Raw genomic sequence first — 25,803 nt, forward strand, 5'->3', positions numbered from 1 at the left:
TCAATGAGCCACACTTCTTCACCGTCATCAACCGCCAATAGCACAGTGCATTTAGGCCAAAGCTATCTTAGTCTTGAGCAAGTAGTGGCTATCGCCAAAGGCGCCGCGGTCAAGGTGGCTGATACTGCCGACTATGTTGAATATATCCAAAAAGGCGCTCGCTTTATTGACAGCCTGCTGCATGAAGAGGGTGTGGTATATGGTGTCACCACAGGTTACGGCGACTCATGTACCGTGAATGTCAGCCTAGACTTAGTTCACGAATTACCACTGCACTTAACCCGGTTTCATGGTTGTGGTTTAGGCGATGTATTTAGCCCAATGCAAGCCCGCGCCATTATGGCTTGCCGCTTAAACTCCTTGGCTATGGGCAAGTCAGGTGTGAGTTATCTACTGCTGCAACGCATCGAATGGCTATTAAACAATGATATTACTCCGGTGATCCCTCAAGAAGGCTCGGTCGGCGCCAGCGGTGATTTAACCCCATTATCTTATCTTGCTGCTGTATTGGTTGGCGAACGAGAAGTGATGTTCCAAGGTAAACGTCAAGCGACCAAAGATGTTTATCTCAAATTCGGTATGGTGCCATTGACCTTGCGCCCTAAAGAAGGCCTAGCCTTAATGAATGGCACTGCGGTGATGACTGCGCTAGCGTGTTTAGCCTTCGATAGATCCCAGTACTTAACCCGCTTATCAAGCCGAATTACGGCCATGGCGTCGTTAACGCTCAAGGGTAACGCAAACCATTTTGATGATATTTTATTTGCCGCCAAGCCCCACCCAGGACAAAACCAGATAGCCAGCTGGATCCGTGAAGACTTAAATCATCATGTGCACCCTCGTAACTCAGATCGTTTACAAGACCGCTATTCAATTCGCTGTGCGCCGCACATTATTGGCGTACTGCAAGATGCCCTGCCCTTTATGCGCCAATTTATTGAAACCGAACTCAATAGTGCCAACGACAATCCTATTGTCGATGCTGAAGGTGAACATATCCTCCATGGCGGTCACTTTTATGGCGGCCACATCGCGTTTGCCATGGATGCGATGAAAAATGCCGTGGCCAATATAGCCGACTTAATTGATCGCCAAATGGCCTTAGTCATGGACCCTAAATTTAATAATGGTTTACCGGCTAATTTGTCTGCTGCAGAAGGCGAACGCCGCGCCATTAACCATGGTTTTAAAGCGGTACAAATTGGCGTATCAGCTTGGACTGCTGAAGCGTTAAAAAACACTATGCCCGCCAGCGTGTTTTCACGTTCAACTGAATGCCATAATCAAGATAAAGTCAGTATGGGGACTATTGCCGCACGTGATTGCATGCGGATACTGCAACTCACAGAGCAAGTCGCCGCCGCAGCATTATTGGCCATGAGCCAGGGGATCCAATTGCGTATAATGCAGCAAGAACTCGATGCAAGTTCATTAACCCCCTCTTTGGCCACTACTTTAGCCCAAGTCAGCGAAGATTTTGAACTGCTTACCGAAGACCGCCCCCTAGAAGCGGTACTGCGTCAAACGGTCGAAAAAATTCAATTAGGTCAGTGGGAGGTGTGCTAAATGAAAGGCTTATTACTCACCGAAATGGAAATGGTGATCCCGTTTCACGATGTCGATTCGATGGGCATCACTTGGCATGGCAATTATTTGCGCTACTTTGAAGTGGTGCGCTGCCTATTGCTGGATAAACTCGGTTATAACTATCGCACTATGCAAGAGTCCGGTTATGCGTGGCCCATTGTCGATGTGCAAGTAAAGTATGTTAAAAGCAGCACCTTTGACCAAAAAATCAAAGTCATTGCGGCCATTGTTGAGTGGGAAAATCGCCTACGCATTAATTATCAAGTTTTCGATGCCCAAACCAATGTGCGCATCACTAAAGGCTATACCATTCAGGCAGCCGTTGAGATTGCCACCCAAGAATTATGCTTTGTCACCCCAGAAGTGTTTCTGCAAAAAATTCGCCCATTACTTGATACGAGCCAAGCTTAATGAATACTCGCAAAGGAATGTTTGCTCGGGTCAGTCGTCTCATTATACTGCTCTGTTTGCATATTGGCATTGTCTCGGCCAATGAACGTCCACCAGCAAGCAACAATCAAACACTGACTCCAGAGCTGACACAAGGAAAGCCCCAACCTCTGACTCAAGCTCTGACCAAAGAGCAATTAGCTGATATTCAGACTTTGTACAGTCAACCAGCCACCACAGAAGCCCTCAGGGCTTTAGCTCAGCAATTAAATTTACAACTTGATACTCGAGGGCAGTTTATTCAGCTGCGCCACTTACAGGTGCTAAAAAAGCCCTTGCTCAGCCAAGGGCAATTTATTTTTAGTCCGGCGCAGGGATTGGTATGGCAACAACAGCGGCCGTTCAGCACCTTAATGGTGTTAAAAGATCAGCAGTTGATCCAGCAAAACAGCCAAGGCAAGGTACAACAACTTAACGCTGCGGTCAGTGGCAACCCTATCGCGCAGCAATTACCGCGTTTATTACAAGCCATTATGGCGGGCGATATCGATGCTTTAAGTGCTGATTTCGCCTTGTTTATGCCAGCAAAAACGCAAAAAAATGCGTCATGGCAACTCGGCTTGCAAGCCAAAGATCCTCAAGTGCAAGCGTCCATGGGCAACATAACCCTCAGTGGCGACACCCAGTTACGCTCATTAATCATGACAAGTAGCCAGGCGGATATTAGCGACTATACCCAAATTCAATTTATCGATCCCCAGCAAGGGCCGCTCAGTGCAAGCGAACTGGCGCTTTTTAGCCTTGGCAATGAGTCCGTTCAATAATGAGACCAAGATCGCTTGGCGCCATATTATCGCCCATTGGGCGGTTTGCCTTATGGGTAGTATTGCTGCTGGCAATGTTAGCCACAGGCCTTTTGCAATGGCAGCAAGGCGCGCATATTCAGACTGATATTTTGGCTATGCTGCCGCATTTACAACAAGATAAGCTCACTGAAACAGCATTAAACAAGGTAGAACAGCAACTCGCTAACCAAGTGTATATTGCCATTAATGCCAACAACGACAGCCAAGCTATCAACGCAGCCAAGCAACTGATGATCTCCCTAGAACAACAGACTCAACAGCCCTTTACCGCCATTCGTAGCGGCGCGGATGATCATCTGCAAGACTTGGCTAAAGTGTATTTCGAACATCGTTTTGGCTTACTGACGCCTGAACAAGCACACGCCATTGAAACAGGCCATTGGCGCCAATTGCTTAACGCTGCCCAAAGCCAACTTTATAGCGCATTTGGTTTTGCTAACAGTCAACTGCTCAGCAATGATCCGTTATTGATGTTTCCGGCTAACTTGCTGGCGTTATCGCCCAACAGTGCGCTGCGCAGCCAACAAGGGGTTTTACTGACCGATACCGTAGACGGTGTAGCTGCGATTGTCATGGCCAAAGGCCGTGATAGTGCTTTTAGCCCGACCGCTCAGCAACAGCAAATGCAAGCATTAGAATCTGCGTTTAGCCAAATTAATCAGCACTATCCCGAGGTGAGCTTTCTCAAGGCTGGGGCACTTTTTCATGCCATTGCTGCCACAGAATCAGCCAAACAAGAAATCAGCCGCATTGGCTTAATTTCCATGTTGGGGATTATCTTATTAGTCTGGTTGGCCTTTCGATCTATGATGCCGTTATTTGCCGCGCTACTGACCTTAACCTCTGGGGTGGTGTTTGCGTTTGTCGCCACCTTAAGTTTTTTTGGTGAGCTGCATTTACTGACACTGGTATTTGGCACCAGCTTAATTGGTGTAGCCATTGATTACAGCTTCCACTTTTACTGCGAAAAACAAGCTCATCCCAATGACAACGCCAGTGACACATTAAAGCGTATTTTCCCTGCGCTCACCCTCGCCCTTGTTACCAGTGTCAGTGCCTTTGTCGCCATAGGGTTTACGCCATTCCCGGGGATGCAACAAGTGGCGGTATTTTGCGCCGCGGGGTTAATGGGTGCTTACCTAACCTTGTTACTGGTGTTTCCATTGCTGGGCAACTATGGGCTTAAACCCACCCGCGGATTAACCCTAGCCCAAGGTTATCTGACCGTATTGCAACGCACTTTTATACCGAGTCGATTGTGGCAAAAAGTCGCCATCGCGGCACTGCTGATTGGTTTAACAGCTATATTATTTTTGGGCTTATCACAAGCTGACACCGACGATGATATTCGCCAATTGCAGCAAAGCCCTGCTGCCATCACCAGCGAAGAAAACCAGCTCAGACAGCTGCTCAGCGGTGGCACAGACAACCAATTTATTTTGGTCAGCGGCCACAACGAACAAGCATTATTGCAAACGTTAGAGCAACTGGTCCCCGTACTTGATAAGGCCGTTGCCGATGGCGAGTTAGGCCAGGCCATGAGCCTGAGTCGCTTTATGCCCAGCATTGCGCGCCAGCGCCACGATTATCAATTACAACAACAGCTCTATCGGCAACATTTAGATGAAATCATCACCGAGATGGGCCTAAATGACAGCATAAAGACCAGCTTGCTTGCACAACTCGACCAAGCTACAACACAATGGTTAACGCCAAAAAGGGTGTTAGCCCAAGCTAATGATGATTTACATGCCCTATGGCTTGGCGCAATATCGACCACAGACAACACCGAGCAATATGGTGCAATTGTGTTGTTAGGTGGCATACACTCGTTAGTGTCCCTCGAGCAACGACTCACTGACCAAAACTGGTCTTTAGGCCAAGTGCGTTTAATCGATAAAGTCGGGGGTATATCGGCTTTAATGGGCAAGTATCGCCAACTGACATTACAGCTATTAGTGTGGGTCTTTGTGTTAGCAAGCCTACTGTTTAGCATTAAATATGGCATTAAGCTGGCGTTAGCCATCGTGGCGGTACCGGCATTATCAGTACTGCTCACCCTCGCGTGTTTAGGGCTTGTCGGTTCGAGCATCAGTTTGTTTCACGCATTAGCACTTATTTTGGTGTTAGGGATCGGGATTGATTACAGCCTGTTTTTTGCCGAGGCGAAACACACCAGTCGCGGTGTGATGATGGCAATCTTTATGTCAGCCTGTTCAACGCTATTGGCTTTTGGTTTACTGGCGCTCAGTCAAACTAATGCGATTCACTTTTTTGGATTAACACTTCTTTTTGGGATCAGTTTTGCATTCTTACTGGCACCGTTTATTTCATTTATCACTAGGAAAACACTGTAAATGTTAAGCAGTCAAACACATACAGTCAGCAACATGGACGTCGACGTTGCCATCATTGGCGCAGGCCCTTCAGGCGCTATTGCTGCAAGCCTATTACGCCAGCAAGGTCATCAGGTTATTGTTATTGAAAAACAGCATTTTCCACGTTTTTCAATTGGCGAAAGCTTACTGCCTTGTTGCATGCAGTTTCTCGAACAAGCCGGCATGTTAGAAGCGGTTAATCAGGCTGGATTTCAGTTTAAAAATGGCGCCGCATTTCGCCACCAAGGTCGCTATACCACTTTTGATTTTAATGACAAATTTACCCCTGGCCCAAGCACTACCTTTCAGGTTCAGCGGGCTGATTTTGATAAACTATTGGCAGACACAGCAATCGGTCAAGGGGTCGATATTCGTTTTGGTCATCGAGTCGATAATATTGATCTTACTGAAAACCCTCGCTTAACGGTAACGAATGAACAAGGTCAGCAATATCAAGTTAACGCTAAATTTGTGCTTGATGCCAGTGGTTTTGGTCGAGTACTACCACGATTGTTGAACCTAGAACAGCCGTCAAACCTGCCGCCTCGAAGTGCTATTTTTACCCACATTGAAGACAACATCAGCGATCCCAGCTTTGATCGTAATAAGATCCTCATTAGCGTTCACCCAAAGCATAAGGATATTTGGTACTGGTTAATCCCTTTTAACCATAACCGTTGCTCCATTGGGGTGGTGGCGGAGCCTCATTTACTGCAACATTTATCCGGTACCCTAGAACAACAACTGTTAGCGATAGTGAATGAAGAACCAGAGCTACAACGCTTACTGGCTAACGCTAATATTGTTCAACCTTGCGCCACATTGAAAGGTTATTCGGCCAATGTCACCACCTTAGCAACCAACAAGTTTGCTTTGCTGGGCAACGCTGGAGAATTCCTTGACCCGGTATTTTCATCAGGGGTAACGATTGCAATGCAGTCAGCATCAATGGCAGTAGCCAGTGTAAATAAGCAACTTAACGGTCAAACCGTTGACTGGAATACCGAGTATACAGAGCCATTAATGCAAGGGGTAAACACCTTTAGAACCTATGTCCAAGCTTGGTATGATGGACGTTTTCAAGATGTCATTTTCTATCAACAAGCCAACAGCAAGATTAAACAAATGATTTGCTCAATTTTAGCGGGCTACGCTTGGGACATGAGTAATCCGTTTGTGAAAGAGTCTGAGCGACGCCTCAACACCATTGTCGAGTTATGTCAGGAGCCCAATATTGCTTAACCTATTCGAGCATTTTATTGATTTATTATCACGCCGTATTGTGGCCCTGCTTCTACTAAGCTTATTAACCGCTTGCAGCCAGCAAATCGTGCGGCAAACTTGTGTCCCTCTCACGGGTGAAGCACAATATTGCTTAAGTCCAACCTCGACGGTATTAACTGATGCTCATCAAGACATTAATTTAACTCAAATGGTTAACTTTACCCGTGGGCAAGATAGCCATGAGTTATTAACCCAGCTTGAACTCAACCCACAACGGATGACGTTAGTAGGATTAGCGCCTCTTGGGCAAGCGCTATTCACACTAGTGTACGATGGGCAAACCCTGCAAAGTCAGCAAAGTCTGTTATTGGGTGAGCAGTTTAAAGCGGAATATTTAATGGCGATAATGCAGATAATTTACTGGCCAACGGAGCAAGTCAATCGCCACTTAAGTGGCGGTGAATTAATGATTAAACCCTGTAATATGGGGCTATGTAAGCAACTGCTGGATGCTGATGGCGAGTTAATGAGGTTAACGTATAGCAATATAGATCCATGGTTAGCGCAAGTGAACGTTGACATCGACGCCGCTGATATTCACATAAAAATCACTCCAATTGAATAGCCAGAGCTCTACCCTAGTCATAAACAGACAGTAATAAATAGGCCATAAAACCAAGTATGAATAGTCGCATAGCAATAACTCACATCGGATTGTGTACACCTTTAGGGAACTCGCCAGAAGAGGTGCTGCCACGCCTCATTAAGGGTGATATCAGTGCCATGCAATGGCGCGATAATCTATTGTTCAATGCCCCTACCATAGTGGGTTGCATCGATGAGACACGCTTAATCGATATTGCTGATCATTTAAGTCTGTTTACGTGTCGTAATAATCGCTTATTAAATACCGCGGCACAACAACTCGTCCCTGCGATAGCACAAGCCAAACAACGTTTTGGGGCAGATCGTATCGGGGTGGTGTTAGGCACAAGCACCTCGGGTATTTCCAAAGGCGAAGCCGCGTTAAAATACCAACTTGAACATGGGCATTTTCCCCCGAGCTACCATTACTCGCAACAGGAATTGGGCAGTACCAGTGATTATCTAAAGCAGTTATTTGCACTCTCTGGCCCTTGTTATACCGTCTCGACTGCGTGTTCATCGAGCGCCAAAGTGTTTGCCAGTGCACAGCGATTACTCAATGCAGATCTCTGCGATATGGTGATTGTTGGCGGCGTAGACAGTTTGTGTCAGTTAACCGTTAATGGCTTTGCCGCATTAGAATCCATATCCAAAGGCCATTGTAATCCGTTCAGTCGCCATCGAGATGGAATTAACATTGGTGAAGGCGCGGCGTTATTTACCTTAGAACGTGGTCAAAGTGAGGTGATGTTGGCCGGGGTTGGTGAGTCTGCCGATGCACATCATATTTCGGCACCACACCCAGAAGGAACAGGCGCGATTGCCGCCATGCAACAAGCCTTAACCGCGGCGAATATTTCGCCGCAGCAAATTGATTATGTCAATCTACATGGCACCGCTACCCCTAAAAATGATGCGATGGAATCACGAGCCATAACAGCAGTATTTAGCCAATCATTACCCCCATGCAGTTCAACCAAACCGCTTACCGGTCATACCTTAGGGGCTGCGGGTGCGATTGAGGCCGCTTTTTGCTATTTATTATTAAGTCCACTTAATCATAGCAAGCGCCTACCACCTCATATCTGGGATGGTCAGTTTGATGATAACGACCCGCACATAGCGCTGGTCAATGCCAACAGTAATACTGGGTTAAGTCAGCTCAATTTCATTATGAGTAATTCATTTGCCTTTGGTGGCAGTAATGCCAGCCTGATTTTTTGTCGAAAGGATGCCTAGTTTCATGCCAACACGCACAGCAAATGCCGCTATGTTAGCGCAAGACATCAGTACTTTTATTCCGCATCGCGCGCCGATGATCTTGATTGATAACCTGTTAGAGCACTATCCAGACAGCTTGATCACTGAAACCCATATTCGCCCAGACAGTGCCTATTTTGACCGCCAACTCAATGGTGTTCCTAATTACGTGGGCATCGAATATATGGCCCAAAGCATTGCAGCATTAGCCGGTGTAGAGGCACGACTCGATCACGAAGGTATCCGAGTCGGTTTTTTACTCGGCACTCGCAAGCTACAAATGCACATAGACACGTTTACCTTAGGTGAGTCTTATCGCACTCAAGTCACCAGGTTATATCAAGAAGAGTCGGGGTTAGCGGTATTTGATTGCCATATTTATCATCAAGATACCTTAGTGGCACAAGCCAATGTCAATGTATTTCAACCCCAAGATACCCAAACCTATATTAATAACAGCCAAGTTAATAACTAACCTTTTTATCCCCATTTGAGTTCCTCGAATCAATCACGGAGAGACATTTTGAATAATAGAGTATTAGTTACCGGTTCAAGCCGAGGAATAGGCAAAGCCATCGCAATTAAATTAGCCGAGAATGGTTTTGATATTGCGCTGCACTTTCACAGCAATCATGTTGCCGCCGCACAAGTACAAAAAAGCTTATTAGATCTGGGTATTCAGGTCAGTTTACTGCAATTTGATATTGCTGACCGTCAGGCAGTTAAGCTTGCTATCGAAACTGACATTGCCGAACACGGAGCCTATTATGGCGTTATTCTCAATGCAGGTATCAACCGCGACACCGCTTTTCCAGCCATGACTGAACACGAATGGGACAGTGTCATTCACACTAACCTTGATGGTTTTTATAATGTTATTCATCCTACGGTTATGCCTATGGTTCAAGCTCGTAAAGGCGGACGTATTATCACTCTCGCCTCAGTGTCAGGCATCGCAGGTAACCGTGGTCAAGTGAATTACAGCGCCTCAAAAGCGGGGATTATTGGTGCAACCAAAGCCCTATCACTTGAGTTGGCAAAACGAAAAATCACCGTTAATTGTATCGCCCCAGGGCTAATTGAAACCGACATGGTGACGGACATTTCAACCGATATGGTCAACCAAATGGTGCCGATGAAGCGCATGGGTAAACCCAGTGAAATAGCCGGCCTTGCTAACTTTTTATTGTCAGACGATGCCGCCTATATTACACGCCAAGTGATTTCAGTTAACGGAGGCATGATATGAAGCGTGTTGTCGTTACAGGCATGGGGGGAATTTGTGCATTGGGTCAGGACTGGGCGCAAATTAAAGCCAGCCTACTCGCTAAACATAACTGCGTCATTCAAATGGATGAATGGGATCGCTACCCAGGGTTAAATACTCGCCTTGCCGCGCCTGTGACCGAGTTTGTTCTCCCTAAACACTATTCACGTAAAAAAATTCGCTCAATGGGGCGAGTCTCCATGATGGCCACTCGCGCCAGTGAACTCGCGCTTGAAGATGCTGGTCTGTTAAATGATCCTATTGTTAACTCTGGCCAAGTAGGCGTGGCTTACGGCTCATCAACTGGCAGTACCGATCCGATAATGGGATTTGGCGATATGTTAAAAACCGGCGATATGTCAGGGTTAACCGCTACCAGCTATATCCGCATGATGGCCCACACTACGGCCGTAAATATTGGCGTGTTTTTTGGCTTACAAGGCCGAGTCCATACTACCAGCAGTGCATGTACTTCTGCGAGCCAAGGTATTGGCTACGCTTATGAAGCGATTAAATATGGTATGCAAACCATTATGTTAGCGGGTGGCGCTGAAGAACTTTGTCCTACCGAAGCTGTGGTATTTGATACTTTGTTTGCTACCAGCACCAAAAATGATACGCCAGCTCAAACACCACGCCCATTTGACAGTCAACGTGATGGTTTAGTGATAGGTGAAGGTGCTTGTACTCTTATATTAGAAGAGCTTGAGCACGCTCAAGCCCGTGGCGCCAAAATTTATGCTGAACTGGTTGGTTTTGGAACCAATTCAGATGGACAACACGTGACCCAACCCAATGCAAAAACCATGGAAGTGGCGATTCGTTTAGCCTTAAAAGATGCCGCGTTAACGCCACAAGACATTGGTTATATTAGTGCCCATGGCACCGCAACCGATCGCGGTGACATCGCTGAAACCGCCGCTACCCATGCTGTATTTGGCACGAATACGCCGATTTCATCACTAAAAAGTTACACCGGTCATACCTTAGGTGCCTGTGGTTCATTGGAAGCGTGGACCAGTATTGAAATGATGAACGAAGGCTGGTTTGCGCCAACACTCAACCTCACCAATATTGACCCACAATGCGCCCCGCTCGATTACATTAAAGACGATATCCGCCTTATCGATACAGACTATGTCATGAGCAATAATTTTGCCTTTGGGGGCATTAATACTTCATTGATTTTTAAACGCTGGCATTAATGGCAACGGGGAGTCAGTAATTTGCCAATAAGAGTAAAATCCGACATAAAAAAACGCTTAATGAAACGTTAAAGTCTCATTAAGCGTTAAGTTTTTAAGCAGAGAACTTTATTTAAGTAACGGTATATACCCAAGCCACTTCAACATGCTCGTTTCAGGGCTCCCGTAGGATAACTGAACAAGGCAGTGATTGAAGAGAATGGTTATTCCCTTTTTAATATCACTATTCCAAGGTTCTAGGACGCTGCGCGGCTAGATGCTATAAAATCTTAGCCGCGAAGCTGTCCCTAGCAGACCGAAGCTCGCTCTAGCAGCCGCAGGCGCCCTATTCTTAGACCCTTGAACTCTGTCACTTATGGACATGCACAATCCTGCATTTCGAGGTCGTTTGGGTATGAATTAATTAAAGTGAAAGTTCATCGATAGCAAGCTTAGCTTGGCTAATGCCGGCTTCTGCAGCATCAGGGCCCATATTTAAGGCTTCTGCATAAATCGTTTCCACATTGTTAATCCCAATAAAACCTAATAATGTCGTTAGGTAAGGCACCACATGGTCAGTTGCACCATCTTTGTGGACGCCACCGCGAGTGGTAACAATAATCGCCCGCTTACCTTCAATTAAGCCAACCGGTCCTGTTGCAGTATAACTAAACGTCACACCTACACGAGCGATGAAATCAATCCAATTTTTTAACGTCGTAGGAATGGTGAAATTGTACATGGGCGCTGCAATAATAATGCTGTCATGCTGTTTAATTTCAGCCACTAATTCGTTCGATAGCGCGAGTGCTGATAATTGACGCTCAGAAAGATCCTCACCACCGCGTAAACCTGTAGCAAGTTCACCATCTAACATTGGCACGGGTTGGCTGCCTAAATCACGCACGGTGATCTGCGCACCTTTACGGCTCCATTGCTGATGTAAATAGTCCACTAATGCTGAAGATTGTGAATAACTGCCTAGAATGCTTGATTTTAAAATTAATACTTTTGCCATTGTTAATTCTCACCCATCTGTTTGTTGGGTCACATGGCTATGCGCCTGACCAATGAAATGAGTATATTGATCTATAAAAAAGAAAAATAGCGCAATAATTTTGCAGTTACGTTCGATAAAACAGAAAGTAATACCCGTCCATTAATTATCTACTCTGAGCTAACAATCTTTGGCGGAAACGATACAAATTGTCCGGTAAACGTGGCGCACATAATCTCATCACAATACAGAGCCACTTCTAAGGTGATTTTCACTAGCTGACCACGGGTTAATGGAGTCAAATCGGTATAAGGCCAAATGACTTTGGCATAAGGCTGTTTAGTAACCGGTTTTAAATACCTTACTTTCGCATCAGCTAATACAATGTCGCCATGTGCTTGAGATAATTGCTGCTGTAACCACACCATTCCCCATCCGGTTAATGTCATTAAGGTATAGATGCTGCCCGCAAACATGGTGTGATGTAAATTAATGTTGGGAGCAATAGGCGCTGTGACCTGTAAGCTATCACCATTAAACAATACTGGTGTAATCTGCATAAACTTACTGGCAGGGATGGTATTGTGCCAAGTTTCACACAAAGTCTGTAATAATGCGCTGACCTCGGCATCTGATTGTGCTTCGGTCAATGACAAATCGAACATAGCAATATCCCTCTGATGACAACGAGTGGACCATACACAACAGATACACTTTATACTTGTAAATTAAAGGTCACAGGACCGTCATTGACCAACTCAACCTGCATCTCTGCACCAAATTGGCCGGTTTCAGTAATGGCCCCTTGTTGACGACAATAGTCCACAAACGCCTGATAGAGACGATCGGCTTGCTCAGGGGTTGCTGCGCTCGAAAAGCTGGGCCTTAAGCCTTTATCGGTATCGGCTACCAAGGTAAATTGTGACACCACCAGTAACTGTCCGGCGACTTGTGCCAGATTAAGATTCATTTTGCCATTTTCATCACTAAACACCCGATAACGAATGACTTTTGTGGCTAGCTTAACCATTTTCTCAATATTATCTTCACGCTCTACACCTAGTAATACTAACAAGCCTTGGTCAATTTTGCCGACTATCGTGCTATCTACCGAGACGGATGCGCGTTTAACACGTTGAATTAATGCAATCATAACGGCCCTAAAAATAGACTATTGGGTGACAATTATTGGATAAACTAATCACGATCACTCCTAATACTTATCAGATGACGATACCGATTTACTCACCACCCGCTGATCATCCACATTATTAATATGATCATCTTTAGGCTCAGTAAATATTTCGGCTTTTAGGTCGTCAGCGATAACAGCCAAACTGCCTAAATATTCTGGTAATGCCGCAGTAATTTCTGCCCCAAGTAATACAATAATCCACGATAAATACACCCATACAAACAAAATAGGGATCACTGCCAGCGCACCATATATGGCTTCATAACTCGGAAATTGAGTCACGTAAAACGCAAAGCCTTTTTTACCCGCTTCAAATAATACCGCCGCAACAATGGCCCCCAATAAGGCATGTAAAAAATGCACTTTCTTATTCGGCACGACCATATATAAAAGCAATATCGATGCAACAGAAAACAGCAATGGCAGACGCTCAATAATCCTCGGAACTAATCCAGACAACTCACTACCCGTCACCACCTCTAATGACACCACATATGAGGTTGCCAGCAAACTTGCACCAATAAGAACAGGGCCAAGCGTCAATACCATCCAGTACATCGAAAATGACACCACGTAAGAGCGCTGTTCAGTGATCCGCCAAATGTTATTCAGTGCTTTGTCGATAGCAGAAATCAGCATAATGGCAACGAACACTAACGCAACAATACCCACAAAGGTCCCTTTAGATGCATTGGCCACAAACTCATTAATATGCACTTGAACCGTATCACCCGCAGCAGGTATAAAATTATTATAAATAAATCCTTCAATATTACCGCGAATGCCTTTAAACACCGGAAACGCAGATAGCATAGACATAGTAACGGCCACCATAGGCACCAGTGACAACAAGGTCACATAAGCCAAATGACCTGCTCGTATATTGATTTGGTCTTCAGTAAGCCGTTGTTTGAGATGGCGTAGAAACTGCCAAACCCCGCTAAAAAAAGCCACAATCGGGCTGTAATCAAACTTTTTGGGCATAATAATCCTTCTTTCTTGCCACGTTAGGGGAGATAACGTTTGTATTCAGTCACTAACTTCGTACAATGTTATAACATATTAGTCATCGAACAATGGAGCAAATTGATGTCACAACAAGGTTCGGCGGGCAATGTGCTCGCTGCTGTCGCTAGTTTTTTTTCCCCGGGCTTAGGTCAGCTTTTACAAGGGCGTATTTTAGCGGCTTTGTTATTCTTCTGCATTACTGCCGTTTGCTATTTCTTTTTTGTGTTGGTCATCCCAGCCATTATCGGTGGTTTATTCCATTTATGGAGCATCATCGACGCAGCAAAATTTAAATCAGGCAGTTAACCTCAACGAGGTCACTTTTCGCCTCAGACAATAAAAGAGACACATTGATGAAAAAATGGATATCACTGGCGCTATTAAGTAGCAGTTTACTGTTGAGCGGCTGTCAAAGTGCCTATTACGGTGCAATGGAAAAAGTTGGCTATCACAAGCGCGACATCATGGTCGATAGAGTGCAAAGTGCTAAAGAGTCGCAACAAGAAGCTCAGGAGCAATTTAGTTCTGCTTTGGAAGAAATGCAGGCTCTATTGGCGTTTGATGGTGGTGATTTAGACGATGCCTATAACAAAGCAAAAGATGAGTATGAATCTGCGCAGTCAGCGGCAGATGAAGTCAGTCGCCGTATTGAAAAAGTTGAAGATGTCGCTGAAGCATTATTTGACGAATGGCAAACTGAAATCGAAGAGATAAGTAAAGCCAGTTTACGCCGTAACAGCACCAATACGCTCAACAAGACCAAGCGGTCATATTACTCGCTAGTCAAAAGTATGCGTCGGGCAGAAGCCAAAATGCCACCGATTTTAACCGCGATGAAAGACAATATGCTGTATTTAAAACATAACCTAAACGCACAAGCCATTGGCGCAATTAAAGGCGAATTTGCCAATTTACAGACGGATATTTCCAGCCTGATTAACGAAATGAACAAATCGATTGCCGAATCGAATCAGTTTATTGCCTCAATGGAACAAGGTTAAACCTTACCTACCTATATCAAGTAACGCCCTTAGCGGTAACCTATGCTGTTATAGTCTATGACGGCCTAGGAGCTGCTTTTGGGGATTTATAGTAATGTGCTTAGTCAATCGGCGACTGGTCCACAGGTAAAGCCGTACGGCTAAATATTTGCTTCAAAACCACTGTAGTTTCAATGCTGGCGACAAACTTGAGGTTACCGAGTGATTTCTTGATAAATTGTTCATAGGAAACTAGGTCTTTGGCGACTATTTTGAGCAAATAATCATAGGCTCCGGTTATCACAGCACATTCCATCACTTGAGGTAGTGGTGCCATGGTTGATTCAAATAATGCTGTCGACTGATCAGTATGTTCTGTTAAGCGTACCGAGGTATAAACCACAATATTCAACCCCACTTTAAGAGGATCAACCTGCGCACCATAACCCAAAATCACTTTATCTTGTTCAAGCTTTTTTACTCGTCGTAAACAAGGAGTATCTGACATATTAACCTTATCGGCTAATTCAGAAATAGCCATTCGGCCCTGACGTTGTAAGATTTCTAATAGCTTGAGGTCTTTCTTATCCATTGAACAAGTCGCTTTTTAGTGAGTGATTAGTGTTATAAATATCATATTTATGAGTGAAATCCTCTACAAATTTACCACACTATCAATTTATTCAATGAGATGGTCTGTCACACTTTTGCTCTATAGAGTCTAGAAACTGCACAACATCAACCACAATCACATTGATAGCGTCACAATAATAGAGATAAAAGTAACTATATGTCTGAGTTTAGCAGGCGCTAACACTGATCAATATACACTTCAACTAGCGGAGTTTGACCCACGGCCTGAGGCTGGGAATAACGAATTTCACATTTATTGGCGGCATATTCTGCGTTAGGCCGAATACGAAGACCTGAACGTCCAGAATCGGTATAGGTTGTTAAAATAAACTCACCACCATCACTGATGTCGGCAATATTGGTCATTCGAGCTATTCCAGCACCAGTATGGCGCGGATATCCATAAGCTAAGGTGATTGATTGGCCCAGTACAATCAGACTGTTACCAAGGCCATTACCCGTACCTGCTGCCGCCGTTTCATCACAATCAGTACTGATTGTGCAAGCTGAATAAACCAATGTTTTACTGCTGTTAATTGCACCAGCTACGCCTTGCATCGTGCTCGCATAAGCATTGCTTTTTAACCCTATAAATTGGGGCGCGACCATAACAGCAAGAATGCCTAAAATAATAATTACCACAACAAGTTCTATTAAGGTAAAACCTTGCTGTTTACGCCACGAAAAATGCCCATGGTTTACTACGCTTGTCACCCTCAACCCAAATTTCCTTAAGCCAAATAGGATACTGTCTCTATATCCCTTTTATAACGTTAGTTAACCTCAACTCGGATTAGTAGGCGAGCTAAGTCGATTAATTAGGTGAATAAAAGGAGCTTATTTTCTATCGGCAATACATTATGCACATCTGTCTATAAATGCAACCGCCGCCACAACAACTTAATAAACTTGTTATCTTTTTTAGCTCAGAAACAAAAAAACCCGATAATCAATTACCGGGTTTTTCTATTACTTGCTTGCCTATGCAATTCGATTCAAGAATTACAAGCTGTAGTACATTTCAAACTCAAGCGGATGAGTCGTACGCGCTACACGTTCAGATTCTGCTGTTTTAAGCTGAATATAAGACTGGATAAAGTCTTCGCTGAACACGCCACCTTTAGTCAAGAACTCATGGTCCGCTTGTAAATTTTCAAGTGCGTTTTCTAATGAAGTCGCAACCTGTGGGATCTCAGCCGCTTCTTCAGCAGGCAAGTCATACAGATCTTTGTCCATTGCTTCACCTGGGTGGATCTTGTTTTGAATACCGTCAAGACCGGCCATTAGCAATGCCGAAAACGCTAAGTATGGGTTGGCATGTGGATCAGGGAAACGCGCTTCGATACGACGACCTTTAGGGCTTGGTACCACTGGAATACGAATTGACGCGCTGCGGTTACGTGCAGAATATGCAAGCATCACAGGCGCTTCAAAATGCGGTACCAAACGCTTGTAAGAGTTTGTGCTTGGGTTAGTGAATGCATTCAATGCACGAGCATGCTTAATGATGCCGCCAATGTAGTAAAGCGCAAGGTCACTCAAACCAGCATACTTATCACCAGCGAATAAGTTTACCCCGTCTTTAGCTAAAGACTGATGCACGTGCATGCCACTGCCGTTGTCACCCACGATTGGTTTTGGCATAAATGTCGCTGTCTTGCCATAAGCATGAGCCATGTTATGAACAACATACTTAAGGATTTGAATTTCGTCAGCTTTCTTAGTCAATGTATTGAATCGTGTTGCGATTTCATTTTGACCAGCTGTGGCCACTTCGTGGTGATGCGCTTCAACCACTTGACCCATTTCTTCAAGTACTAAACACATTGCAGAGCGTAAGTCTTGTGACGAATCAACTGGCGCAACTGGGAAGTAACCCCCCTTCACCATTGGACGATGACCGGTGTTGCCTTCTTCATAGCTTTTAGCTGAGTTCCATGAAGCTTCTTTAGCGTCAATCTTCACGAAACAACCTGACATATCAGTACCAAAACGGACATCGTCAAATATGAAGAATTCAGGCTCTGGACCAATCAATACGGTATCAGCAATGCCAGTAGAAATAAGATACTGTTCGGCTTTTTTGGCAATAGAACGAGGATCGCGATCATAACCTGTCATGGTACCCGGTTCTAAAATATCACAACGAATAAGTGCGGTCGTTTCTTCCGTGAAAGGGTCTAACACAAAAGTCGTTGGATCTGGCATTAACACCATGTCAGATTCATTAATGCCTTTCCAACCTACAATTGAAGAACCGTCAAACATTTTGCCGTCTTCAAAGAAATCTTCATTTACTTGGTGAGATGGGATAGAAACGTGCTGCTCTTTACCTTTAGTGTCGGTAAAGCGTAAGTCTACAAACTTAACTTCTAACTCTTCTAGTTGTTTTAAAACTGATTCAACTGACATTCTCAAGCCTCCGGTAGGGTAAAGGGTTGTCCCTTAATATAATCTTGGTATTCGCCAGATGATGCATCTGCAAAACGAATATTTACATAATAACAGCAGTGAAGCGATATTCATGCCAGTTCGTTAACTAGTTGATTTTATGAAGATGAGAACGTTCCCTCATCTTCTAAATTATGATTTTGCACCAATGACGTGCATTACTATGTTTCATCATAGTGCAAAAGTCCATAATAGTGCGTCATGTTAATGCTGGTGTTTTAATCATGCCACATTTTGCATCACACCTCGATTATGTTTAATATATAAACGTTTTATACTGTTTTTTGAGGCTTAGTAAACGAAAGATTTACATGTGTTCAAAAATAATCCTATCTACAAAAGCTGCTGTGAAGTAGAATGGCACGCTTTTTTACAGTAGCTGTAATAATAAATAGCTTCTGTTAGCTCCCTTTTTTTTTTGATGGTTTAGAGGTTTATCCGTGCTAGAGAATTTACGTAACATCGCCATTATTGCCCACGTTGACCATGGCAAAACAACCCTGGTAGACAAAATGTTGGCGCAGTCAGGAACCCTTGCATCTCGTGGAGAAGCTACTGAGCGGGTTATGGATTCTAACGATCTTGAAAAAGAACGTGGGATCACCATTCTGGCAAAGAATACTGCCATCCAGTGGAACGACTACCGTATTAACATCGTAGATACTCCTGGCCACGCCGATTTCGGTGGCGAAGTAGAACGTGTTCTATCTATGGTCGATTCAGTATTATTGTTGGTTGACGCAGTTGATGGTCCAATGCCACAAACTCGCTTTGTAACCAAGAAAGCCTTCGCTCAAGGCCTTAAGCCAATTGTTGTTATCAACAAAATTGACCGTCCAAGTGCTCGTCCAGATTGGGTTATTGACCAAGTATTCGATTTATTCGTTAACTTAGGTGCCACTGACGAACAATTAGATTTCCCAATCGTTTATGCTTCTGCATTAAATGGTTTTGCAACGTTAGATCCAGATGTAGCTAGCGATGATATGACGCCGCTGTTTCAAACTATCGTTGAGAAAGTAGCTTTCCCTGACGCGGATGCGGAAGCGCCGTTCCAAATGCAAATTTCTCAAATCGATTATAACTCATACGTGGGTGTTATCGGTATTGGCCGTATTACCCGTGGTAACGTTAAGACTAACCAACAAGTGACTATTATTGGCGCTGACGGTAAGACTCGTAACGGTAAAATGGGCCAAGTATTAGGTTATATGGGTCTAGAACGTAATGAAGTTGCCATTGCCAATGCGGGTGACATCGTTGCGATTACCGGTTTAGGCGAGCTTAAGATCTCTGACACTATCTGTGCAGTGGGTGCCGTAGAGGCAATGCCGCCGTTAACTGTTGATGAACCTACACTAACAATGACGTTCCAAGTAAACACTTCTCCGTTCGCGGGTAAAGAAGGTAAGTATGTGACTTCACGTAACATTCTTGAGCGTTTACAGACTGAATTAGTTCACAACGTCGCACTTCGTGTTGAAGAAACTGACAGTCCAGATCGTTTCCGTGTATCAGGTCGTGGTGAATTACACTTATCGATTTTAATTGAAAACATGCGTCGTGAAGGCTACGAATTAGCTGTATCGCGTCCAGAAGTTATTCTGAAAACCGTCGATGGTGAGCTACATGAACCCTACGAAACAGTAACGGTTGACGTTGAAGAAGGTCATCAAGGTACCGTAATTGAAAAATTAGGTATTCGTAAAGCTGAAATGAAAGATATGCAGCTTGATGGTAAAGGTCGTGTTCGTATTGACTTTATTATCCCAAGCCGTGGTTTGATTGGTTTCCAAACTGAGTTCTTAACCTCAACATCGGGTACTGGTCTAATTTATCATTCATTTGATCACTACGGTCCACACAAAGGTGGCGATATTGGTCAACGTGCTAACGGCGTAATGATTTCAAACGGAACAGGTAAGTCACTAACGTTCGCACTCTTTACTTTACAAGACCGTGGTCGTTTGTTTATTGGCCACGCGGCTGAAGTGTATGAAGGTCAAGTAGTTGGTATCCATGCTCGCTCTAACGATTTGACAATAAACTGTCTCAAAGGTAAGCAGCTAACTAACATGCGCGCATCAGGTACTGATGAAGCGCAAGTATTGACGACTCCGATTACACTGACTCTTGAGCAAGCTCTTGAGTTCATCGATGATGATGAATTAGTTGAAGTGACTCCTAAGAATATTCGTGTTCGTAAGAGATACTTAACTGAAAACGAACGTAAGCGTCATAACCGCAGTTAATCAGTATTAAACTGTAGCAGATTACATTTGCTACTCTTGATACCTAAAAAGCCCAGATGCCTGCATCTGGGCTTTTTGTTGCCTAGTATATACAGGCTAAAAGCGAAAGAGCCTAGAACGCTGCGCTGCTAGTACGCTTCGCGGCTAGAGGCTATAAAGTCAACAGCCTAGCAGCTAAGCAACTCTAGCAGTGACAAAGTCACGCCCTAACAGCGAAGCGACAACACTAACAGTGACGAAGTCACGCCCTAACCGCGAAGCGACACTAGCAGTGACGAAGTCACGCCCTAGCAGCGAAGCGACTCTAGCAGGACGCAGTCCGCCCTAGCAGCGAAGCGACTCTAGCGATACAAGATGAAAATATTTAACTAGATATTTTACGTAAACGCAGATAGATTGAAATCAATATCATTTTTAGGGAGAACATATGAGTATGTTGCAACAGGTAAGCGTCGCTAAAAAAGCCAATGTACATTTTAACGGTAAAGTGATCAGTAGAAGCGTAGTGTTAGCAGATGGAAGTAAACAAACTCTGGGTGTTGTATTGCCTGGTGAATATGAGTTCTCCACTGCTCAAGGCGAAATAATGCAGGTCATTTCTGGCGAGTTTGACGTGTTATTACCGGGTCAAACTGAGTGGGTTATATACGCTACAGGCAGCCAGTTTGAACTTGCACCAAACGTGAGCTTCAGTCTCCGTACGGCACAAATTTCAGAATACTGCTGCCAATACATCTAGTGTTGTTGCACCTAAATAAACAATAGCGGCTTAATATTGCCCGCTTATATTCAGCTTAATCAAAACAGTTTAAGCTGATTTTTTCTTTAAAAACGTCTACTCTATTGAAACTATCGTTTTATGGAGTGCATCATGCGCCTTATCATACTTATTGGTTTACTATTATTGAGTGCCCAAAGCCTTGCGACGGTATACCGTTGGGTAGATGAAAATGGCAAAGTGCATTACTCAGATGAACCCAAAAATAATGCTGAAGCTATTGATCTAAATGAAAACACGCAAAATAATATAACGATTAATATACCTAAAAAACTCAATGTAACGCCTACAACAGAAACTCAAATTAACTACACTATCTCGATTACCTCCCCTCAACAAGAAGCCACTGTCCGTGATAATAACGGTAATTTTACCGTGTCTGCTAGCGTTGCGCCCGAGTTACCTCGAGGGGTGTTGCTGACATTATTAATCGATGGGGTCATCATTGCTCAACCACAAGTTTCGCCAGTGTTCCAATTAACGGGCATTAATCGAGGTGAACATTCTCTTGTTGTTAATGCTGTAACACAAAGCGGCAAAGTCCTTGCATCAAGCTCTCCTAGAAAGATATTCCTTCACCAAGCATCAGTATTTGGACCTGCAAAAAAGTCTAAATAGTTAAGATAAAAACCATTTCATTCATTAGCTTACAAGATTATTTCTGGCTTTTTATCTTAGAGAGTGCTTGTGTGTACCGGGTTGTGTAATGCACCAATGTGGTGCATCATGATGGTGCAACCTTATACTAGGACGGCTAATGGACACAAATAACCTTCTCAATCATTTAGTCACCGCGGTGCTTGTTATTAATAACGAGCTCAAGCCGTGCTATGCCAATGCCGCGGCCGCACAATTATTGGGAGTCGGTAATCATAAGCTACTCGAACAGACGCTTCCCGAGCTTTATCAACTCATGGGGGTTGATCCACAATTACTACGCGATGCCATTAATGCTGGCCAAGGACTCACGGTCAATACCGCCGCATTAATTACCCTAGATGGTCAGCACCACACTATTGATATCACCTTGATGCCTATTGAAAATGACAATAACCTCAGCATCTTAGAACTACGTCAAGTCGACCAACAACGGCGCATTCATCAGCAGCTTAATATGGACGCCCAACAGCAAGCTGCACAGTTTTTGGTACGTAACTTAGCCCATGAAATTAAAAACCCACTGGGCGGCCTTAGAGGCGCTGCGCAGTTGTTATCGCGAGAGCTCGACTCGCCCGAATTAAAAGAATTTACCAGTCTGATTATCGAACAAGCAGATAGATTGCGTAATTTAGTCGACCGTTTACTTGGCCCACAACGACCAACGCAACATGCTGAACACAATATCCATCAAGTGATTCAAAAAGTGCTTAAGTTAGTCGAAATGGCACTACCAGACAATATCTGCTTAAAACGAGATTATGATCCATCGATTCCAGATATTCAGATGGACCCAGATCAAATGCAGCAAGCAGTATTGAATATTGTCCAAAATGCGATACAAGCGTTAGAACACTGTGGCGGTGATATTGTCATTCGGACTCGCACCCAACATCAGGTCACCATTGGGACACAGCGTTATAAAGTAGTACTTGCCTTATCCATTATTGATAACGGCCCCGGTATTCCTTGCGAGTTAATCGATACCCTTTTCTACCCTATGGTCACCGGTCGTGACGAGGGTTCAGGGTTAGGATTATCCATTGCACATAACATTGCCCGATTACACGGCGGTCGCATTGATTGTGTTTCGGCACCAGGCCATACCGAATTTATTATTAACCTGCCATTACAATAACTAGCATGCCCTTTGTAGGCAGAATGAGGTAGTAACATGAACATTAGTGAACAAGTTTGGATCCTCGATGATGATAGTTCGATCCGTTGGGTACTCGAAAAAGCCCTTAAAGGCGCATCGCTATCAACGGCCAGTTTTGCTGCTGCAGAATCATTATGGCAAGCTTTAGAAGCATCACAACCTCAAGTTATTGTGTCAGACATCCGTATGCCGGGTACTGACGGTTTAACCTTGCTTGATCGCTTACAACTGCATTACCCGCATATCCCGGTGATCATCATGACCGCCCACTCAGACTTAGACAGTGCAGTGAGTGCGTATCAAGCGGGGGCATTTGAATATTTGCCCAAACCATTTGATATTGATGAAGCGATTAATTTAGTTGAGCGTGCACTGACTCATGCAACCGAACAAACGCCACAACCCGTTATTGATACAACGATAAAAACCCCTGAAATTATTGGTGAAGCCCCCTCCATGCAGGAAGTATTTCGTGCAATAGGTCGGTTATCACGTTCATCGATTAGTGTGCTGATTAATGGCCAATCAGGCACGGGTAAAGAGTTAGTTGCAGGGGCATTGCATAAACACAGTCCTCGTAAAGAAAAACCGTTTATCGCGTTAAATATGGCCGCTATCCCAAAAGATTTGATTGAATCAGAACTCTTTGGCCATGAAAAAGGTGCGTTCACCGGTGCCGCTAATGTGCGCCAAGGTCGTTTTGAACAAGCTAATGGTGGCACCCTATTTTTAGATGAAATTGGTGACATGCCAATCGATGTACAAACCCGATTATTGCGCGTGCTTGCCGATGGGCAATTCTATCGTGTCGGTGGTCATCAAGCCGTGCAAGTCGATGTGCGAATTATTGCTGCAACCCACCAAAATCTTGAGGTGCTGGTGCAAAAAGGCACCTTCCGCGAAGATTTGTTTCATCGCCTCAATGTGATCAGAGTGCACTTACCGCCGTTATCGCAACGCCGTGAAGACATTGCCCAACTCGCCAATCACTTTTTAAACACCGCGGCGAAAGAGATTGGCGTTGAGCCAAAAATACTCACCAAAGAAACCGCGGTAAAACTGGCCAATTTACCGTGGCCAGGCAATGTTCGCCAACTGGAAAACACTTGCCGTTGGCTGACCGTAATGGCCTCTGGACAAGAAATCTTACCGCAAGATTTGCCTCCTGAATTACTTAAAGATCCGATCAGTGCTCAACAAAAATCGGCTGGGGCAACGGATTGGCAGACCGCATTAACCGATTGGATTGATGAAAAGCTTGCTGCTGGTGAAAGTGATTTATTAACTGAAGTTCAACCTGAATTTGAACGTATTTTACTTGAAACAGCCCTAAGACATACCCAAGGCCATAAACAAGAAGCCGCTAAGCGTCTAGGTTGGGGGCGTAATACCCTAACCCGTAAATTGAAAGAACTGTCAATGGACTAACAAGTGAACATTATCTCCAATAGTATAGTTTATCGCGTTTATTCATCACATAATCATGCAAATAACCAAGAGGATTAGAATATTTATCCACTAAAAATGTTACCTTAAAATATAACATTCAAATAAGGACAGATTGTGGATTTTGATGCTCATTCTGGTGTAGTTATTCATCAAGATTTTATACCACTCTATGCTGATGATAATTATGCAAAAATATTCGGTTATAATACAGCTCAAGATATTTTAGCGCTGAAGAGTATTTTAGAGTTAATCGATCCTGAAATGCAGGACGTCGCTGCACACACTTACTACGCATTAATGAGCGGTATCGAAAAGCCGCAGGTACGCAATTACATTAATCGTAACCGTTTAGGCATGCTAATCAACGTATTAACGATTGAACATATTGTCGAATGGCAAGGGCGCCCTGCACTGCAAGTCACGATTGTTGATTTAACCGAATCCACCACGCTTAAACATGCATTAGTACAGAGTGAACATCGCTATCAACAATTAGTTAATGGCTCTATTCAAGGGGTGTTGGTGCATCGTAACTTTAGCCCACTGCATTGCAATCAAACGTTGGCACAGCTATTCGGTTACCCTAATACTCAAACGATTATGTCACTACCCTCAATTTTAGATGTGATTGAACCTGCCTATCAAGAGCAATGGGTAGACGCGAACGCTGTGTTATTAGCGAGCAAAATAAAATCTCACTCTTTTGAAATCAAATGTTTACATTTAAGCGGCCGTTTAATGTGGGTAAAATTACTGGAAAGTGTTATCAGTTGGCAGGGGCAGTCAGCGATTCAAGTGACCATGATAGATGTCACTGAGTCTTATTTATTAACAGAGAAACTTGATAAACAAACCTATACTGATTACCTGACTAATACCCTTAATCGACGAGGGCTAATACATTTTAGTCAACAATTAATGACCGATAGCACCCTTGTACATGAACACCTTTATTGTGTATTAATGGGCCTAGATGACTTAAAGCAAATTAATCATTTATTTGGTCATGATATCGGTGATAAAGCATTAATTCATTTTGCTCAACATTGCCAAAGCAAGCTGGCTGATACCGATTTATTAGCCCACTGGTGTGGTGATGAGTTTCTTGCCATCATCCAAGCTGACAGCAAAAAAATGGCACTAAAAATTGCCGAGAGTATTCGTCATAGTATCAATAATGCAGCCCTAATCGAACCCGCTACGGATAAGCATATTCGTTTTAGTGCCTCTGTTGGGTTATCAAACTGGCAAGCTAACGACACTATCGACACTCTTATTTTGCGTGCAGACACAGCCCTAGAGCAAGCCCGATCACAAATCACTCACCAGCTAGTGTTTGCATAAGCTTACCTGATTACCCATAACACTCAGCTCGGGAGAATAAGCGGTTATGAAATAGGTGAAGTATTGGGCGTTACTCTACTTCCGCCATCTTTTAACCAG

The 25,803-nt window shown here is 44.1% G+C and carries 25 protein-coding genes; 18 read left to right on the forward strand and 7 right to left on the reverse strand.

Annotated features, from left to right (window positions below; translation table 11 throughout):
- Positions 1-3: 3 nt before the first annotated feature.
- The 10 genes from AAEZ02_RS01225 to AAEZ02_RS01270 are packed head-to-tail and all read left to right on the forward strand — an operon-like array spanning position 4 to position 10,822.
- Positions 4-1,566, forward strand: coding sequence for an HAL/PAL/TAL family ammonia-lyase (locus tag AAEZ02_RS01225; RefSeq protein WP_351077640.1), 1,563 nt, complete (start codon positions 4-6; stop codon positions 1,564-1,566).
- Positions 1,567-1,998, forward strand: a complete 432-nt coding sequence (locus AAEZ02_RS01230) for an acyl-CoA thioesterase (protein ID WP_101033088.1) — start codon at positions 1,567-1,569, stop codon at positions 1,996-1,998. It begins immediately after the preceding gene.
- The gene (locus AAEZ02_RS01235; protein WP_351121646.1) at positions 1,998-2,801 is read left to right on the forward strand and encodes an outer membrane lipoprotein carrier protein LolA; all 804 of its coding nucleotides are present in this window, start codon (positions 1,998-2,000) and stop codon (positions 2,799-2,801) included. The genes AAEZ02_RS01230 and AAEZ02_RS01235 overlap by 1 nt, the downstream gene beginning before the upstream one ends.
- Positions 2,801-5,200 carry an MMPL family transporter gene (locus AAEZ02_RS01240; RefSeq protein WP_351121649.1) on the forward strand — a complete coding sequence of 800 codons (2,400 nt, stop codon included), beginning with the start codon at positions 2,801-2,803 and terminating at the stop codon, positions 5,198-5,200. The genes AAEZ02_RS01235 and AAEZ02_RS01240 overlap by 1 nt, the downstream gene beginning before the upstream one ends.
- Positions 5,201-6,463 carry an NAD(P)/FAD-dependent oxidoreductase gene (locus tag AAEZ02_RS01245; protein WP_101033091.1) on the forward strand — a complete coding sequence of 421 codons (1,263 nt, stop codon included), beginning with the start codon at positions 5,201-5,203 and terminating at the stop codon, positions 6,461-6,463.
- Positions 6,456-7,070: a DUF3261 domain-containing protein gene (locus tag AAEZ02_RS01250; RefSeq protein ID WP_351121652.1), complete on the forward strand. Its 615-nt coding sequence runs from the start codon at positions 6,456-6,458 to the stop codon at positions 7,068-7,070. The genes AAEZ02_RS01245 and AAEZ02_RS01250 overlap by 8 nt, the downstream gene beginning before the upstream one ends.
- A 56-nt stretch (positions 7,071-7,126) precedes the next feature.
- Positions 7,127-8,329: a beta-ketoacyl-[acyl-carrier-protein] synthase family protein gene (locus tag AAEZ02_RS01255; protein ID WP_124013182.1), complete on the forward strand. Its 1,203-nt coding sequence runs from the start codon at positions 7,127-7,129 to the stop codon at positions 8,327-8,329.
- A gap of 4 nt (positions 8,330-8,333) precedes the next feature.
- Positions 8,334-8,825, forward strand: coding sequence for a hotdog family protein (locus AAEZ02_RS01260; protein ID WP_101033093.1), 492 nt, complete (start codon positions 8,334-8,336; stop codon positions 8,823-8,825).
- Between the two features lie 48 nt (positions 8,826-8,873).
- The gene (locus AAEZ02_RS01265) at positions 8,874-9,599 is read left to right on the forward strand and encodes a 3-ketoacyl-ACP reductase FabG2 (protein ID WP_101033094.1); all 726 of its coding nucleotides are present in this window, start codon (positions 8,874-8,876) and stop codon (positions 9,597-9,599) included.
- Positions 9,596-10,822, forward strand: a complete 1,227-nt coding sequence (locus tag AAEZ02_RS01270) for a beta-ketoacyl-ACP synthase (RefSeq protein ID WP_101033095.1) — start codon at positions 9,596-9,598, stop codon at positions 10,820-10,822. The genes AAEZ02_RS01265 and AAEZ02_RS01270 overlap by 4 nt, the downstream gene beginning before the upstream one ends.
- Positions 10,823-11,225: 403 nt before the next feature.
- Here AAEZ02_RS01270 and AAEZ02_RS01275 read toward each other — a convergent pair whose 3' ends face one another.
- The 4 genes from AAEZ02_RS01275 to AAEZ02_RS01290 form a co-directional block, all read right to left on the reverse strand.
- A complete protein-coding gene (locus tag AAEZ02_RS01275) occupies positions 11,226-11,819 on the reverse strand; it encodes an FMN-dependent NADH-azoreductase (protein WP_124013181.1) in 594 nt (197 codons plus the stop codon).
- A 149-nt stretch (positions 11,820-11,968) separates the two neighbouring features.
- The gene (locus AAEZ02_RS01280; protein ID WP_124013180.1) at positions 11,969-12,463 is read right to left on the reverse strand and encodes a thioesterase domain-containing protein; all 495 of its coding nucleotides are present in this window, start codon (positions 12,461-12,463) and stop codon (positions 11,969-11,971) included.
- 50 nt (positions 12,464-12,513) lie between these two features.
- Entirely contained in the window at positions 12,514-12,951 is a 438-nt protein-coding gene (gene dtd / locus AAEZ02_RS01285; RefSeq protein WP_124013179.1) for a D-aminoacyl-tRNA deacylase, read from the reverse strand.
- A gap of 60 nt (positions 12,952-13,011) precedes the next feature.
- Complete coding sequence (locus AAEZ02_RS01290; RefSeq protein WP_101033099.1) at positions 13,012-13,977, reverse strand: virulence factor BrkB family protein; 966 nt, start codon at positions 13,975-13,977, stop codon at positions 13,012-13,014.
- Between the two features lie 105 nt (positions 13,978-14,082).
- On the opposite strand from AAEZ02_RS01290, the gene AAEZ02_RS01295 reads away from it, so the two are divergent.
- On the forward strand, positions 14,083-14,307 hold the full coding sequence (locus AAEZ02_RS01295; RefSeq protein WP_351121655.1) for a hypothetical protein: 225 nt from the start codon (positions 14,083-14,085) through the stop codon (positions 14,305-14,307).
- A 47-nt stretch (positions 14,308-14,354) separates the two neighbouring features.
- Entirely contained in the window at positions 14,355-15,002 is a 648-nt protein-coding gene (locus AAEZ02_RS01300) for a DUF2959 domain-containing protein (protein WP_101033101.1), read from the forward strand.
- A 100-nt stretch (positions 15,003-15,102) separates the two neighbouring features.
- Here the strand turns inward: AAEZ02_RS01300 and AAEZ02_RS01305 are convergent, their stop codons facing one another.
- From AAEZ02_RS01305 to glnA, 3 genes are all read right to left on the reverse strand, one after another.
- On the reverse strand, positions 15,103-15,573 hold the full coding sequence (locus AAEZ02_RS01305) for an Lrp/AsnC family transcriptional regulator (RefSeq protein ID WP_124013178.1): 471 nt from the start codon (positions 15,571-15,573) through the stop codon (positions 15,103-15,105).
- Positions 15,574-15,791: 218 nt separating this feature from the next.
- Positions 15,792-16,328 (reverse strand): type II secretion system protein, encoded by a 537-nt coding sequence (locus AAEZ02_RS01310; protein WP_124013177.1) that lies wholly within the window; start codon positions 16,326-16,328, stop codon positions 15,792-15,794.
- A 288-nt stretch (positions 16,329-16,616) separates the two neighbouring features.
- Positions 16,617-18,026 (reverse strand): glutamate--ammonia ligase, encoded by a 1,410-nt coding sequence (glnA, locus tag AAEZ02_RS01315; protein WP_101033104.1) that lies wholly within the window; start codon positions 18,024-18,026, stop codon positions 16,617-16,619.
- A gap of 479 nt (positions 18,027-18,505) precedes the next feature.
- Between glnA and typA the strand changes: the two genes are divergently transcribed.
- The 6 genes from typA to AAEZ02_RS01345 all read left to right on the forward strand — a co-directional run bounded on the left by typA (position 18,506) and on the right by AAEZ02_RS01345 (position 25,704).
- Positions 18,506-20,317, forward strand: coding sequence for a translational GTPase TypA (typA, locus tag AAEZ02_RS01320; protein WP_101033105.1), 1,812 nt, complete (start codon positions 18,506-18,508; stop codon positions 20,315-20,317).
- A 427-nt stretch (positions 20,318-20,744) separates the two neighbouring features.
- Positions 20,745-21,056, forward strand: coding sequence for a pyrimidine/purine nucleoside phosphorylase (gene ppnP / locus AAEZ02_RS01325; protein WP_124013175.1), 312 nt, complete (start codon positions 20,745-20,747; stop codon positions 21,054-21,056).
- Between the two features lie 132 nt (positions 21,057-21,188).
- Positions 21,189-21,713, forward strand: coding sequence for a DUF4124 domain-containing protein (locus tag AAEZ02_RS01330; protein ID WP_101033107.1), 525 nt, complete (start codon positions 21,189-21,191; stop codon positions 21,711-21,713).
- A 139-nt stretch (positions 21,714-21,852) separates the two neighbouring features.
- On the forward strand, positions 21,853-22,890 hold the full coding sequence (gene glnL, locus AAEZ02_RS01335; protein WP_101033108.1) for a nitrogen regulation protein NR(II): 1,038 nt from the start codon (positions 21,853-21,855) through the stop codon (positions 22,888-22,890).
- 36 nt (positions 22,891-22,926) lie between these two features.
- Positions 22,927-24,339 carry a nitrogen regulation protein NR(I) gene (gene glnG, locus AAEZ02_RS01340; protein WP_101033109.1) on the forward strand — a complete coding sequence of 471 codons (1,413 nt, stop codon included), beginning with the start codon at positions 22,927-22,929 and terminating at the stop codon, positions 24,337-24,339.
- A 135-nt stretch (positions 24,340-24,474) separates the two neighbouring features.
- On the forward strand, positions 24,475-25,704 hold the full coding sequence (locus AAEZ02_RS01345; protein WP_124013174.1) for a sensor domain-containing diguanylate cyclase: 1,230 nt from the start codon (positions 24,475-24,477) through the stop codon (positions 25,702-25,704).
- Positions 25,705-25,803 lie beyond the last annotated feature (99 nt).

This window comes from Shewanella sp. T24-MNA-CIBAN-0130 (assembly GCF_040310185.1).
Classification (GTDB): Bacteria; Pseudomonadota; Gammaproteobacteria; order Enterobacterales; family Shewanellaceae; genus Shewanella; species Shewanella psychromarinicola.